This is a genomic window from Pseudonocardia spirodelae (genome assembly GCF_037727765.1).
GTDB lineage: Bacteria > Actinomycetota > Actinomycetes > Mycobacteriales > Pseudonocardiaceae > Pseudonocardia > Pseudonocardia spirodelae.
Map to the genome: position 1 here is coordinate 45,108 of NZ_JBBJUP010000009.1, position 13,069 is coordinate 58,176.

General features: G+C 77.6%; 13 protein-coding genes. 4 read left to right on the plus strand and 9 right to left on the minus strand.

Features of this window, described 5'->3' with window-relative positions; translation table 11 throughout:
- Window positions 1-22 precede the first annotated feature (22 nt).
- Entirely contained in the window at window positions 23-778 is a 756-nt protein-coding gene (locus tag WJX68_RS12675; protein ID WP_340290087.1) for a lysophospholipid acyltransferase family protein, read from the minus strand.
- 126 nt (window positions 779-904) lie between these two features.
- On the opposite strand from WJX68_RS12675, the gene WJX68_RS12680 reads away from it, so the two are divergent.
- Window positions 905-1,351: a hypothetical protein gene (locus tag WJX68_RS12680; RefSeq protein ID WP_340290090.1), complete on the plus strand. Its 447-nt coding sequence runs from the start codon at window positions 905-907 to the stop codon at window positions 1,349-1,351.
- A gap of 28 nt (window positions 1,352-1,379) precedes the next feature.
- Here WJX68_RS12680 and WJX68_RS12685 read toward each other — a convergent pair whose 3' ends face one another.
- The 6 genes from WJX68_RS12685 to WJX68_RS12710 are packed head-to-tail and all read right to left on the minus strand — an operon-like array spanning window position 1,380 to window position 5,708.
- Window positions 1,380-2,357: an ROK family protein gene (locus WJX68_RS12685; RefSeq protein ID WP_340290093.1), complete on the minus strand. Its 978-nt coding sequence runs from the start codon at window positions 2,355-2,357 to the stop codon at window positions 1,380-1,382.
- Window positions 2,354-2,767, minus strand: a complete 414-nt coding sequence (locus WJX68_RS12690; protein WP_340290096.1) for a hypothetical protein — start codon at window positions 2,765-2,767, stop codon at window positions 2,354-2,356. Before WJX68_RS12690 ends, WJX68_RS12685 begins: the two co-directional genes overlap by 4 nt.
- Window positions 2,764-4,011, minus strand: coding sequence for an ArsA family ATPase (locus WJX68_RS12695; RefSeq protein WP_340290099.1), 1,248 nt, complete (start codon window positions 4,009-4,011; stop codon window positions 2,764-2,766). Before WJX68_RS12695 ends, WJX68_RS12690 begins: the two co-directional genes overlap by 4 nt.
- Window positions 4,012-4,050: 39 nt before the next feature.
- Window positions 4,051-4,488 (minus strand): SRPBCC family protein, encoded by a 438-nt coding sequence (locus WJX68_RS12700; protein WP_340290102.1) that lies wholly within the window; start codon window positions 4,486-4,488, stop codon window positions 4,051-4,053.
- Window positions 4,489-4,512: 24 nt separating this feature from the next.
- The gene (locus WJX68_RS12705; RefSeq protein WP_340290105.1) at window positions 4,513-5,307 is read right to left on the minus strand and encodes a metallophosphoesterase family protein; all 795 of its coding nucleotides are present in this window, start codon (window positions 5,305-5,307) and stop codon (window positions 4,513-4,515) included.
- A gap of 2 nt (window positions 5,308-5,309) precedes the next feature.
- Window positions 5,310-5,708 carry a polyketide cyclase / dehydrase and lipid transport gene (locus WJX68_RS12710; RefSeq protein WP_340290109.1) on the minus strand — a complete coding sequence of 133 codons (399 nt, stop codon included), beginning with the start codon at window positions 5,706-5,708 and terminating at the stop codon, window positions 5,310-5,312.
- Between the two features lie 208 nt (window positions 5,709-5,916).
- Here WJX68_RS12710 and WJX68_RS12715 point away from each other — a divergent pair, with 208 nt between their 5' ends.
- The gene (locus WJX68_RS12715; protein ID WP_340290112.1) at window positions 5,917-7,761 is read left to right on the plus strand and encodes an AMP-dependent synthetase/ligase; all 1,845 of its coding nucleotides are present in this window, start codon (window positions 5,917-5,919) and stop codon (window positions 7,759-7,761) included.
- Window positions 7,762-7,813: 52 nt separating this feature from the next.
- Here WJX68_RS12715 and WJX68_RS12720 read toward each other — a convergent pair whose 3' ends face one another.
- Window positions 7,814-8,947: a glycosyltransferase family 4 protein gene (locus tag WJX68_RS12720; protein ID WP_340290115.1), complete on the minus strand. Its 1,134-nt coding sequence runs from the start codon at window positions 8,945-8,947 to the stop codon at window positions 7,814-7,816.
- Window positions 8,948-9,302: 355 nt separating this feature from the next.
- Between WJX68_RS12720 and WJX68_RS12725 the strand changes: the two genes are divergently transcribed.
- Window positions 9,303-9,617 carry a hypothetical protein gene (locus WJX68_RS12725; RefSeq protein ID WP_340290117.1) on the plus strand — a complete coding sequence of 105 codons (315 nt, stop codon included), beginning with the start codon at window positions 9,303-9,305 and terminating at the stop codon, window positions 9,615-9,617.
- A 16-nt stretch (window positions 9,618-9,633) separates the two neighbouring features.
- Here the strand turns inward: WJX68_RS12725 and WJX68_RS12730 are convergent, their stop codons facing one another.
- A complete protein-coding gene (locus WJX68_RS12730) occupies window positions 9,634-11,172 on the minus strand; it encodes an NYN domain-containing protein (protein ID WP_340290120.1) in 1,539 nt (512 codons plus the stop codon).
- 145 nt (window positions 11,173-11,317) lie between these two features.
- On the opposite strand from WJX68_RS12730, the gene WJX68_RS12735 reads away from it, so the two are divergent.
- Complete coding sequence (locus tag WJX68_RS12735; protein WP_340290123.1) at window positions 11,318-13,063, plus strand: DEDD exonuclease domain-containing protein; 1,746 nt, start codon at window positions 11,318-11,320, stop codon at window positions 13,061-13,063.
- Window positions 13,064-13,069: the final 6 nt, after the last annotated feature.

The window sequence follows — 13,069 nt, forward strand, 5'->3', positions numbered from 1 at the left end:
CCGTCGTGTCTACCCGAGCGGATCAGGACGCGCGGGAGTCGGGCACGTTCGCGTCCGGGCGGGCGAGGGCCGGGCGCGAGGGGGCGGGCGGCGGCGCACCGGCCGCGGCCTTCTCCTTGACCGACGCCGCGTAGAGGTCGACGTAGGTCTGGCCGGACAGCTCCATCAGCGCGTACATGATCTCGTCGGTCATGGAGCGCTCGATGAACCGGTCCCCGGCCATGCCCTCGTAGCGGGAGAAGTCCAGCGGCTCGCCGATGACGATCCGGACCTTGCGCGGGCGCCACATCTTGGAGCCGATCGGGTTGACCCGGTCGGTGCCGACCATGGCGACCGGGATGACCGGCACCCCGGCCTCCAGGGCCATCCGGGCGACACCGGTCTTGCCCTTGTAGAGCCGCCCGTCGGGCGAGCGGGTGCCCTCGGGGTAGATGCCGAGCAGCTTGCCCTCGTCCAGCAGGCGCACCGCGGTGTCCATCGCGGCCCGCGCCGCGGACCCGCCGGAGCGGTCGACCGGGACCTGCCCGACGCCGGTGAAGAACTGCTTCTTGAACCAGCCGCGGATCCCCGGCTCGGTGAAGTACTCCCGCTTGGCCAGGAAGGTCACCCGGCGCGGCAGCATCAGCGGCAGGAAGAACGAGTCGGCCACCGCGAGATGGTTGCTCGCGAGGATCGCGCCGGCGTGCGCGGGAACGTTCTCCGCGCCGCGGACCTCGGGCCGGCAGAACAGCCTCATCAACGGGCCGAGCAGCACGAACTTGGACCACCAGTACAGCACCCTGCGCTGCCTCCCTACCGACTTCGGCGACAGCCTACGGAGCGTGGACACCTCCTCACAACGGGGCCGTCGTCACGCCGCGGACCGCGTGACAGGATGGGACGGCACGAGCCGGGAAGGACGGGCATGACCCCTGCACGGGACCGTGGCACCCCCGACGACCGTGGCGACGACTTCGACGCGATCGTCGCCGCCTGGCGGGACGAGGGGTCGGTGCCCGACTGGCCGTCCGCACCCGCCGACGGCGCGCCCGCCGCGGACCGTGCGGCCGAGGGCGCCGTGCACCGGCCGGGACCGGCCGCGCCGCCCCCGGAGGCGGACGACCACTACCACCCGCCGGAGCCGCCGCCGCTGCCGCGGCCGGGGCCGCCGGTCGTCGTCGGGGGCGGGCTGATCGCGGTGGGGCTGCTGCTGTGCGTCGCGCCGGGGCTGCTCGGCGTCGGCGGGACGTGGCCGCTGCCGCTGGGGCTGGTGCTGATCGCGTCCGGGCTGGGGTGGCTGCTGCTGCGGCTGTGGAACACCGAGCCGGGCGAGGACGGTCCCGACCCGTTCGACGACGGCTCGCGCATCTGAGCCGGTCGCGGCCGCCGGTGTGCCGCGCTCAGCGCGCGGCCGGACTCTCCCGGGCCAGCGTCGCCGCGCCGACCACCGCGGCGGCCGCGCCCAGCTGCGCGGTGCGGATGCGGGCCAGCGGCCGGTTCCCGGCGCCGGTGGCGATGCGGGCGTAGTGCTCGCGGGCCGCGTCGAGGAACAGCGGCGCCGACGCCGACACCCCGCCCGCGATCACGACGAGGTCGGGGTCGAACACGTCCGCGGCCAGCGACAGGCCCTCCCCCAGCCAGCGCGCCATGTCCTCGACGGCGGCGCGCGCGACCGGGTCGCCCTCGCGCGCCGCGGCGGCGACCCGCTTGCCGGTGACCCGGCCCGGGTCCACCGCGGCCTCGCGGGCCAGCCCCGACGGTCCGGGCGCGTCGCCGCCGGAGAGGATCTCCAGCGCGGTGGCGGCCAGCGCGGTGCCGCTGCAGTAGCGCTCCCAGCAGCCGCGCTTGCCGCACGGGCAGGCGCGCCCGTCGGGGACGACGCGCAGGTGCCCCAGCTCGGGCGCGACGCCGTGCGCGCCGCGGAACAGCTCGCCGTCCAGCAGCAGGGCGCCGCCGATGCCGGTGCCCAGCGCGACGACCAGGGCCACCGAGGCGCCGGCGGCCGCGCCGTAGCGGCGCTCGGCCAGGGCGGCGGAGTTCGCGTCGTGCTCGACGACGACCGGCAGGCCGCCGAGGCGCTCGCCGATCCGGCGGGCGACCGGGGCGTCGCGCCACGACAGGTGCGGGGCGTAGCGGACGAGCCCGCGCGGGGCGTCGACGAACCCGGCCAGCGCGAGCCCCACGGCCGCCACGGTGTGCCGGGCGCGCAGCTCGTCGACGACGCCGGCGATCGCGGCCTCCAGCGCGTCGTCGGTGCGCGGGGTCGGCGCGGAGGCGGTGTCGAGGACCTCGCCGTGGGCGTCGACGACCCCGGCGCGCACGCTGGTGCCGCCGACGTCGACCCCGATGGTCCGGACGTCGCCCGGGCGGCGGCTCACGTCCGGCGCACCACGATCCGCTGGACGGTGCGCCCGTGCGGCGGGCGCTGACCGGCCGGGCCGTGCGGGGCGTGTCCCGCGCCGCCGTGCGCGGCCCCGCCGCCGCCCGGGGCGGGGCGCGGCGCGGCCTCCTCCAGCACGGCGACGAGCAGCGCGAGCAGCCCGGAGGCCTGCTCCGCGAGCCGGGTCGCGAGCTCCGAGCGCTCCCCGCGCACCACCGCGAGGAGCGCGCAGACCGGGCAGGCCGTGCAGGCGCCGGGGTCACCGGGACCGGGCTCGCGCGCGGCGGCCTGCAGCGACTCCGACACGGTCTCGGTCGCGGCGCGCAGCCGGTCGAGCAGCGCCACCGCCGTCGCGCGCAGGTCCTCGGGGACCCCGCCGTGGCCGCAGCCGTGGCCGGTGCCGCTCACGAGGTCATCCAGGTGCCCGGGTCGGGCACGAACGTGATCACCAGGCGGGCCCCGGCCCCGGAACCCTCCAGGCGCGCGCCGGTCGCCTCGCAGCGGCGCAGCACCGACGGCAGCGACACCACCCGCCGGGAGAACCCGATCCCGACGACCATGTCGTCGCCGACCCGGGCCAGGTCCAGCGGGGCGTCCTGGGCGCCGGGCAGCGCGACGTCGAGCTCGAACTCGGTGTCGCGCGACACCCCGTGCCCCGCGGTGCGGCGCAGCTCCATCAGCGGGCGCGGCGGGACGTCCTCGGCGGCGCCGGCGGGGTCGTCGTCGCCGTAGACCGAGCGGGCCAGCTCGCGCAGCGCACCGACCCCGGTCGGCTCGGCGGCGGTGTAGCGCACCACGGTGACCGGCACGTCGGCGCCGAGCTCGCCCAGCTCGCGCAGCACCGTCTGCTGCTCTGTGGCGCGCTCGCGCAGCCAGCGCGCGGCCGGCCCGCGCAGCGACGGCGGCGGCCCGGGCATGACGCGGTTGGCCATCAGCGCGTCGACCCGCAGCTCGTGCAGGGCGAGCGCGGTCAGCGTGCGGCGGGTCTCGGCGGCGACGACCCGCTCGGGGGTCAGGACGAGGCGGATCGAGGTCCGCTCCCGGTCGGCGAGCAGCGCGCGCAGCCCGCGCAGCTGCTCGGCGAGCGCGCCGAGGGCGTCGACGGTGCGCTCCCAGCCCGCGCCGTCGGCCTTCGCGCCCGCGAGCCCGGCGACCAGGCCCCGCACGGCCCGCCGGTGCGCGGGGAACAGCCGCTCCAGGTACCCCGACAGCGCCTCGGGCAGGGTCAGCAGGCGCAGCGTCTCCGCGGTCGGCCCGCAGTCCACGACGACGACGTCGTAGTCGCCGGAGTCGGCGAAGCGCTGCACCTCGACCAGCGCGAGCAGGTCCTCGACGCCGGGCAGCACGGTCAGCTCGTCGGCGACCAGCTCGTCGACACCGGCCCCGGCGAGCAGCGTGCGCAGGTGGCCCTGCAGGTCACCCCAGGCGCCCTCCAGCAGGTGGCGCGCCTCGATGTGCGCGCCCCACAGCCCGTCCGCGACGGCGGTCGGCTCGGCGCCCAGCTCGGCGTCCAGGGCGTCGCCCAGGGAGTGCGCGGGGTCGGTGGACACGACGAGGGCCCGCCGGCCGGACCCGGCGACGAGCGCCGCGGTGGCGGCGGCCAGGGTCGTCTTGCCGACCCCGCCCTTGCCGGTGAAGAGCACGACGCGCACGCGGCGGAGCCTAACGATCGTGGTGGCGAGGACCGGTCGCTACCCCTTCTCGACGCGCCGCTTGAGTCCCTTCAGGGCCGCGTCGATGATCACCTTCTCGGCCTTGCGGCGGAGCATCCCGATCATCGGGAAGTTGACCTCGACGCTGAGCTCGTAGGTCACGGTGGTGCCGCCGGCGTCGGGCGCGAGCCGGTAGGCGCCGTCCTGGGCCTTCTGGATCCCGCCCTTGACCAGGGTCCAGGACACCGAGCGGTCGTCGGCGGCCCAGTCGTAGTCCAGCGTGTAGGAGTCCTTGATCGCGCCCGCGTCCATGGCGAAGCGGACCTGGCGGGCCCGCCCGTCGGCGCCGGGGTCGAGGATCTCGACCGCGGTGATCTGGTCGGTCCACTCCGGGTACGACGCGAAGTCCGCGATCACCGCCATGACCCGCTCCGGCGGGGCGTCGATGTGGATCGAGGACGAGGTCGCGTCGGCCATGGCGGGCAGGCTAGCGCCACCTGGTCAGAGGTGGAGCACGTAGGGCGTGCCGTGCGCCCGGAAGTGCCCGGCGTTGACGCACTCGGTGCGCCCGATCCGGGTACGCCGGTGCAGCGGCTGGTGGACGTGCCCGAACAGCGCGTGCGACGGCTGCTCGGCCCGGATCCGCGCGGCCAGCGGCGCGGAGGCGATCTCGCCGCGGCGGGTGACCACGTCGTAGGTCAGGCCCGGGTCGGCCGGCGGGACGTGGGTGCACAGCACGTCGGCCGGGCCGAGCGCGTCGAGGCGGGCCGTCCAGTCGTCGTGGGCGAGGAAGTAGGGCTGCCAGGGCCCGCTGCGGCGCGGGTCGACCCCGGGCGGCAGCGGGACCCCGCCGAGGAAGCCGACCCGCCGCCCGCCGATCTCGACCACGCGGCCGTCGGCGGGGGTGACGCCCTCGGTGTCGGGCCAGGCGTCGGGGACGTCGACGTTGCCGGGGATCGCCCACACCGGCACGCCCAGGCTCCCGAGCACGCCGAACACCTCGGCGTACTGGGCGGCGACGGCCTCGGCGACCGCGGCGGCCGGGTCGTCGAAGCGGGCCCAGGAGCGTTCCAGCAGGCCCAGCATCTGCGCCCGCGGCGCCCCGACCCGGCGCATCCGGCCGAACTCCGCGGCGACCCCGGTGCCCAGCAGCCGGGAGATGATCCCGTTGGCCGGGTCGCGGTAGTCGATGAACTCCAGCAGGTCGCCCAGCACGACCACGCCGTCGGCGCCGTCCGCCGCGCGGGCCAGCGGGCCGGTGGCCCCGTGGACGTCGGTCACCACGTGCAGCCGCACGCTCAGACCTCCCCGGGCGCGACGCCGGCCCGGCGCCCGTCCTCGAGCCGGCGCTTGAGCGCGAACGCGTGCGCCTTGAACGCGCGGTGGCGCCGGTCGGTCTCGGCGCGGGCCCACCGGGCGCGGCGCGGCCGGCCCGCCGGCACCGGACCGGCCGGGTCCGCGCGCAGGAAGAAGTGCAGCACGGTGCCGTCGCCCTCGGGCTCGCACCAGACCTCCATGGTCCCCACCAGCGCGCCGGTCACCGTCCAGCGCAGCCCGGCCGGGCCGCGGTCGTGCGCGACCTCCGGACGCAGGTCCGGCCAGTACGACGGCCAGCGGGCCGGATCGGCGAACTCCGCGGCCACCCGCTCGCGCGGGACGGCCAGGAAGGTCTCGTCGATCACATCGATCGAGGGCACGCGGTCAGCGTGCCACCTCTCCGGCGGCGTACCCGGCAGGGGTACGGTCCCGCCTCGACCGGATCGGCAGCGGACGGTGGCGCGTCCGTTATGACCGATTCGATGTACGCAGACCCTACTTCCCGGTAGGTTCTCCACCGAAGTGTCACCGCAGCCGTCGCGGTGACCGCCGTTGAGCCCTGCCGAGGCCGCCAGGAGGTCGATCCCCGTGCGTGAGTACAGCGTTCCCGCCACGGTGTCCGTGGGAGACGAGGAGTCGCTCGCCGACGCCGTGTTCGACAACGCCGCCCGGCACCCGTCCGACGTGCTGTACCGCCGCAAGGACGCGGGCGGCACCTGGTCGGAGGTCACCGCGCGCGAGTTCGCCGAGCAGGTGACCCGGGTCGCCGCCGGTCTCGTCGCCGCCGGCGTGCAGGCCGGGGACCGGGTCGCGCTGCTCTCGCGGACCCGCTACGAGTGGACGCTGTTCGACTACGCGATCCTCGCCGCCGGCGGGGTCACCGTGCCGATCTACGAGACGTCCTCGCCCGACCAGATCTCCTGGATCGTGTCCGACTCCGGCGCCGTCGGGATCGTCGTCGAGACCGGCGAGCACGCCGCGTCGGTGGAGAAGGTCCGCTCCGAGCTGACCGGCCTGCGCCACGTGTGGCAGATCGAGCCCGCGGCCTCGGCGCCGGACGCGCCCTCGGCGGTGGAGCAGCTGCGCGGGCTCGGCTCGGACACCCCCGACGCCGTCGTGGCCGAGCGCCGCGGCGGCGTGCGCGCCGGCGACCTCGCCACGCTGATCTACACCTCCGGCACCACCGGCCGCCCCAAGGGCTGCGAGCTCACCCACCGCAACCTCCTCAGCGAGGTCCGCACGATCGCCGCCACCGTGCCCGACCTGCTGACCGCGGGCGGCTCGGTGCTCCTGTTCCTGCCGCTCGCGCACGTGTTCGGCAAGGTCATCCAGTGCGGCGCGCTGCACACCCGCACCGTCGTCGGCCACTCCCCCGACGTGAAGAACCTGCTGCCCGACCTCGCCGAGTTCCGCCCGACCTTCCTGCTCGCGGTCCCCCGCGTGTTCGAGAAGGTCTACAACGGCGCCCGTCTCAAGGCCCACAACGACGGCAAGGGCAAGATCTTCGACGCCGCCGCCGAGACCGCGATCGCGTACTCCGAGGCGCTCGACGCGGGCGGCGCCGGCCTGCTGCTCAAGGCCCGGCACGCGCTGTTCGACAAGCTCGTCTACGGCAAGCTGCGCGCCGCCGTCGGCGGGAACGTGCGGGCCGCCGTCTCCGGGTCGGCGCCGCTGGGCGCGCGGCTCGGGCACTTCTTCCGCGGCGTCGGCCTGCCGGTGCTGGAGGGCTACGGCCTGACCGAGACCGCCGCCGGGATCACGCTCAACACCCTCGACGCGCAGCGGATCGGCTCGGTCGGGCGCCCGGTGCCCGGCTGCGCGGTCCGCATCGCCGACGACGGCGAGATCCTGCTGCGCGGCGACATCGTGTTCCGCGGCTACTGGGGCAACGAGCAGGCCACCGGGGAGGCCCTGGAGGGCGACGGCTGGTTCCACTCCGGCGACATCGGCGAGCTCGACGACGCCGGGTTCCTGACGATCACCGGCCGCAAGAAGGAGATCATCGTCACCGCCGGCGGCAAGAACGTCGCCCCGGCGGTGCTGGAGGACCGGCTGCGGGCCCACCCGCTGGTCGGCCAGTGCATCGTGATCGGCGACCAGAAGCCGTTCATCTCCGCGCTGGTCACCATCGACCCGGAGGCCCTGCCGGGCTGGCGCGAGCGCAACGGCAAGCCCGCCGGGGACGCGGCCTCGGCGGCCGACCTCGTCGAGGACCCGGAGCTGCGCGGCGAGATCGCGGCCGCCGTGGAGGACGCGAACCAGGCGGTGTCGCGGGCCGAGCAGATCCGCAAGTTCCGGATCCTCCCGCAGGACTTCAGCGAGGCCGGTGGCGAGCTGACCCCGACGATGAAGGTCAAGCGCAAGGTCGTCGTCGAGTCCTACGCCGAGGAGATCGAGGCGATCTACTCCGGCACCTCGGCCGACCGGGGCTGACCCCCGCCGCCGGCGGCCCCCGTGCGGGGCGCCGGCGGCGCGGGTGCCGCCGTCACCCGGCGACGGCGAGGAAGGCGCGCAGGCGGGCCGCCGAGGCGGTGCCGCCCCAGTGCCGGCGCACGCGCTCGCGCCCGGCGCGGCCCATCGCCGCTGCGCGGGCGGGGTCGGCGAGCAGCCCCGCGACGGCGGCGGCGACACCGTCGACGTCGCGCCCGCGCACGACGTGGCCGGTGACCCCGTCCTCGACGGTCTCGGGGGCGCCGCCGGAGTCCCCCGCGACGACCGGCAGCCCGCAGGCGGCCGCCTCCAGCAGCGCGATGCCGAGCCCCTCGACGTCGAGGCCGCCCAGGTGGGTGCGGCAGGGCAGGGCGAACACGTCGCCCGCGGCGTGGTGGGCGGCCAGCTCCGCGGCCGGGACGCCGCCGGTGAGCACGACCGCGTCGGCGACGCCGGCCCGCTCGGCGAGACGGCGGATCCGGTCGCGGTCCGGGCCGCCGCCGACGAGCAGCAGCCGCGCGCCCGGCACCCGGGCGCGGATCCCCGGCAGCGCCGCGACCAGCACGTCCTGCCCCTTGCGCGGCACGAGGCGCGACACGCACGTGACGACGGGCGCGTCGCCGAGCCGGTGCCGGGCGCGGATCTCCGCACGGGCCGCGGGATCCGGGGCGAACCTGCCGGTGTCCACCGGCGGGGGCAGCAGCTCGCACGCCGTGTCCGGCCCGAGGGCCCCGGCGAGCCGGTCGCGCGTGAAGCGCGAGACGGCCGTGACGACGTCGGCGCGTGCGCCGATGCGGCGCAGCGCGGGCCGCGACCCGGGCAGCATCGACCAGCCGACCTCGTGGCCGTGCGTGGTGGCGACGACGCGGCCGACCCCGGCCCGGCGGCGCAGGTGCGCCCCCAGCAGCCCCAGCGGCGCGGCGGCGCCGAACCAGACGGCCTCGGCGTCGTGCTCGCGGGCCAGCTCGACGGCCCGCCGCGCGACGGAGGGCACCGGCAGCATCAGCGACGACGGGTGCCGGTGCACCGGGAACGCCAGCGCGGCGTCGTGCCGGGCCGCCCCGCGCCAGGCCGGCGCGTAGACGGCCAGTTCCCCGGGCGGCAGGGCACGGGCCAGGCCGGACAGGTAGGACTGGATCCCGCCGGGACGGGGCGGGAAGTCGTTGGTCACCAGCAGCGTGCGCCCCACGGGGGGCGACGGTAGCCCGGGGGCCGGGACGGCGGCACCGCACGCGCCGTGGGCGCGTCGGGGACGCGGGCCGCCGTCCGGCCACTCCGGGGAGCGGACGAGTTCCGCTCTCCTCACCGGTGCGTGACCGGTTCCGGGGCCCGCAGGCCCTGTCACTGGTCCGTACGGGTGGCGGGGGACCACCCGGCGGTACGACCGGTGAGGAGGTCGTGCTGTTCAGGTGAACGAGCCCGGGGCCTCGCGGTGACGGGTCCGGCCGAACTTTCCCCGACGGCGCCCGATCGCGACCGATTCTGTCGGACCCCTGCCCTAGCGTCCGCCCCGCACGGACACCGGATCCCTCGGAGGAGGAGAGATGATCGTCGACTGCGACCGCTGCGAGGTCCGCGGGGCCGCCTGCGGTGACTGCGTCATCGGCGTGCTCATGGAGGTCCCCGAGATCGACCGGCCGATCCCGTACCTGCCGGTGGACCTGCCGGCGGCGGGCGCACCCGCCGGGCCCGCGGCGCGGGAGTTCGCCGAGCCCGAGCGCCGCGCGCTGCAGGTGCTCGCCGAGCAGGGCCTGATCCCGCACCTGCGCCTCGTCGAGCCCGCCCCGCGCCGGGGACCGGCCACGCCCGGGCCGACGGCGCTGCCGATGCCCGGGATCCGCCGGCGCGACGCGGGCTGAGGCGGGTCCGGTGCGCTCAGCCGCCGAGCCGGCGCAGCAGCACCGCGGAGGCCACGGTGTGCGCGCCCCGGCGGCGCACCCACCGCACGATCTCCTGGTCGGAGGTCGCGACCAGCAGCGGCCGCCCCGCCGGTTCGGCGGCGACGAGGTCGCGGACCACGTCGTCGGCGATCACACCGGCGTCGCTGAACAGCACCCGCACGCCGCGGCTGCCCCGCACCGGCGCGGCGACGACGGCGGCCCCGTCGAACACCACGGTGATCTCGGCCCCGGTCCGGGCCCCGAGCGCGCCGAGCTGGGCGACCAGCCGCGAGCGCTGGTCGGCCAGTGGCAGGTCCGGGTAGCCGGTCTTGCTGACGTTGTAGCCGTCGACGATCAGGTGCACCGACGCGACGCCGAGCAGCGCGTCCAGCGCCGCGAGGCCGTCGGCCGGGGCGGCGCCCTGCCCCCCGCCGCCCGCGCGGTCCCCGGCGGTGCCCGCGACGAGGTCGGCGGGCCGTGGTCCCCCGGCCCCGACGTCGAGCTCGCGGCGCAGCCCGGAGATCGCACCGCTGACGGTGTCGAGCAGCAGCTCCAGGCGCACCTCGTCGCCCCGGCGGGCCTCGCGGGCGGCCTGGCGGGCGGCGGCGACCTGCCCGGCGGCCGCGTCGGCGCGACGGCGTTCGCGGTCGGCCCGCTCGCGCTCGGCGGCGCACTCGGTGCGGGCCCGCGCGATCTCGGCGTCGACGCCGGCGCGCAGCCGTGCGACCTCGGCCTCCAGCTCCGTGCGGGCGTCCAGCGCGGTGCGCAGGCGGGCGCCCTGCTCGCTGACCCGGCGACGCATCTGCTGGTACTCGGCCTCCCGCTCGCCGACCAGCGCGCGCGCCCGGTCGCGCTCCTCGACCAGCTCCACGCGGGCGCGGTCGAGCTCGGCGGTCAGCTTGTCGACCTTGGCCAGCGCCTCGTCGCGCTCGGCGCGCAGCGTGACCAGGTCACCGGTCTGACCGACCTCGGCGACCCGGCGCCGCGCGAGCGGGTCGGCGGTGAGGAGCGCGACGGCCGCCGCGTCGAGCTTGTCGACGGGCGCCGGCAGCGGGTCCGTCTCGCCCGCCCGCGCGATCCCGGCGTCGGGGACCGGCGCTGCAGCGACCGGTGCCGCCTCCCCGGTGCCGGTGCCCCCGGTCGCCGGGCCCGCGGCGGCGGCCGCACCGGCCCCGGTCGCGGACCCCCCGGCCGGCAGCTCCAGCTCCCCCGGCCGGTTCTCCGCCCACCACGCGACGACGGCGGTCCGGAACGCCGGGTCCTGCTCCAGCCGTCCCACCAGTGCCGGCGCGCCCAGGCGGGCCCGCTTGGCCGGGGTGAACGACGCGAGCCGGCGCAGCGGCGCCGGGACGTCCGAGGCGGGCAGCCCGGCGAGCGCGGTGCCGGCGATCTCGGCCAGCCGGGCCCGCAGCGGCGGCGGCAGCGCGGGCCAGCCCTCCGCGGCCGCGTCACCACCGGCCGGGTCCGCTCCGCGGGCGCGCGACGTCGCGGCGGGACCCTCGGGTCCCGGTCGCTCCGTGTCGTCGTGCGCCATCGGACCAGGTTATCGCCGTGGCCGCCGCGACGCCCTCGGCCCGGCCCCGGCGCGGCCGGAGCGTGCCCGATCGGTGCCCCGCCGCGGACGGGCCCCGGGGCGGGGGTTCGAACATACTGTCGGACCCCGCGGCTACGGTGCGCAGGTGACCTCCTGCTCCCCGCAGCTCACGTTCGACGAGCTGGGCACGCCGCTGCGCGACGTGACCTTCTGCGTGGTGGACCTGGAGACCACCGGCGGCAGCCACCGGACCGACGCCATCACCGAGGTGGGCGCCGTCGCGGTGCGCGGCGGCGCGCGGATCGCCGAGCTGGGGACCCTGGTGGACCCCGGCGTGCGGGTCCCGGCCGACATCACCCGGCTGACCGGCATCACGAACGCGATGCTGGGCGGCGCGCCGCCGCTGGGCGCGGTCCTGCCCTCGGTGCTGGACATGCTGCGCGGCGCGGTGCTCGTGGCGCACAACGCGCCGTTCGACACCGGGTTCCTCCGGGCCGCCTGCGACCGTCACGGGCGGCCCTGGCCGGGGCCCCCGGTGCTGTGCACCGCCCGGCTCGCCCGGGCCGTGCTGCCGCACGCCGAGTGCCCCAGCGTGAAGCTGGGGGCGCTCGCGCGGCACTTCGGCTGCCCGACCACCCCCGACCACCGTGCGCTCACCGACGCCCGGGCCACCGTCGAGGTGCTCCACCACCTGCTGGAGCGGATCGGCAACCTCGGCGTGCAGAGCCTGGAGGAGCTGCTGCAGCTCGTGCGCGACCGGGCCCCGCACCGCCCGACCACCGCGCAGCGCCGCCGTCGCCACCTCGCGAACGGCGTCCCCGCCGAGCCGGGCGTCTACCTGTTCCGCGGCGGTGACGGCGAGGTGCTCTACGTCGGCACCAGCGGTGACCTGCACCGGCGGGTGCGGTCGTACTTCACCGCCGGGGAGAAGCGCCGCCGGGTGCGGGACATGGTCGCCCGTGCGGAGAAGGTCGACACCGTCGTCTGCGCGCACGCGCTGGAGGCCTCGGTGCGGGAGCTGCGGCTCATCGCCGCGCACCGGCCGCCCTACAACCGCCACTCCCGCAACCCCGGGCGCGCGTTCTGGGTGGTGCCGACGGCCGAGGCGTTCCCCCGGCTCTCGGTGGTGACCACCCCGCGGGCCGGCGCGCTCGGGCCGTTCGGGTCCCAGCGCGCCGCCACCGACGTGCTGGACGCGGCCCTGGACGCGATGCCGCTGCGGCGGTGCACGATCCGGATCCCGGCGCGCGCCCCGTCGGCCACCCCGTGCGCACTGCACGAGCTGGGCCGCTGCGCGGCCCCGTGCGCGGGCCTGCAGCCCGCCGAGGACTACGCACCGGCCGTGCAGGCGTGGGACCAGCTCGTCGCCGGGCGCGACGACGCCCCGCTGCGCGTGCTCGCGGGCGAGGTCGACGACCGCTCCGCGGGCGGGCGCTACGAGGCCGCGGCCCGCGCGCGGGACCGGCTCGCCGTCCTCGCCGGCGGGGTGGACCGGGCCGCGACGCTGGCCGCGCTGGCGGGGATCGACGAGCTGGTGGGCGCCCGTCCGGACGGGGCGGGCGGCTGGGAGCTCGCCGTGCTGCGCCACGGGCGGCTCGCCGCCGCGGGCACCGCGCCGCGCGGCGTGCGCCCGATGCCGGTGGTGGAGGCGCTGCGGGCGGGCGCGCAGACGGTCCTGCCGGAGGACGGGCCCCTGCGGGGCGCCCCGGCCGAGGAGGTCCGGCTGCTGCACCGCTGGCTCACCACCGGTGGCACCCGGCTCGTGCACAGCCAGCCGTCCTGGTCCGAGCCCGCCCGCGCCGGCGGCGCCTGGCGGGAGTGGGCGCAGCGGGCGCGCGAGGCGTCGCACCGCACCGGAGAGCACTCCCCCGACGAGTCCGCCGGCGTCTGAGCCCCC

Coding starts and splice junctions, on each gene's coding strand:
- WJX68_RS12725 (WP_340290117.1), top strand. CDS start 9,303: ATGATCGTCGACTGCGACCGCTGCGAGGTCCGCGGGGCCGCCTGCGGT.
- WJX68_RS12700 (WP_340290102.1), bottom strand. CDS start 4,488: ATGGCCGACGCGACCTCGTCCTCGATCCACATCGACGCCCCGCCGGAG.
- WJX68_RS12680 (WP_340290090.1), top strand. CDS start 905: ATGACCCCTGCACGGGACCGTGGCACCCCCGACGACCGTGGCGACGAC.
- WJX68_RS12730 (WP_340290120.1), bottom strand. CDS start 11,172: ATGGCGCACGACGACACGGAGCGACCGGGACCCGAGGGTCCCGCCGCG.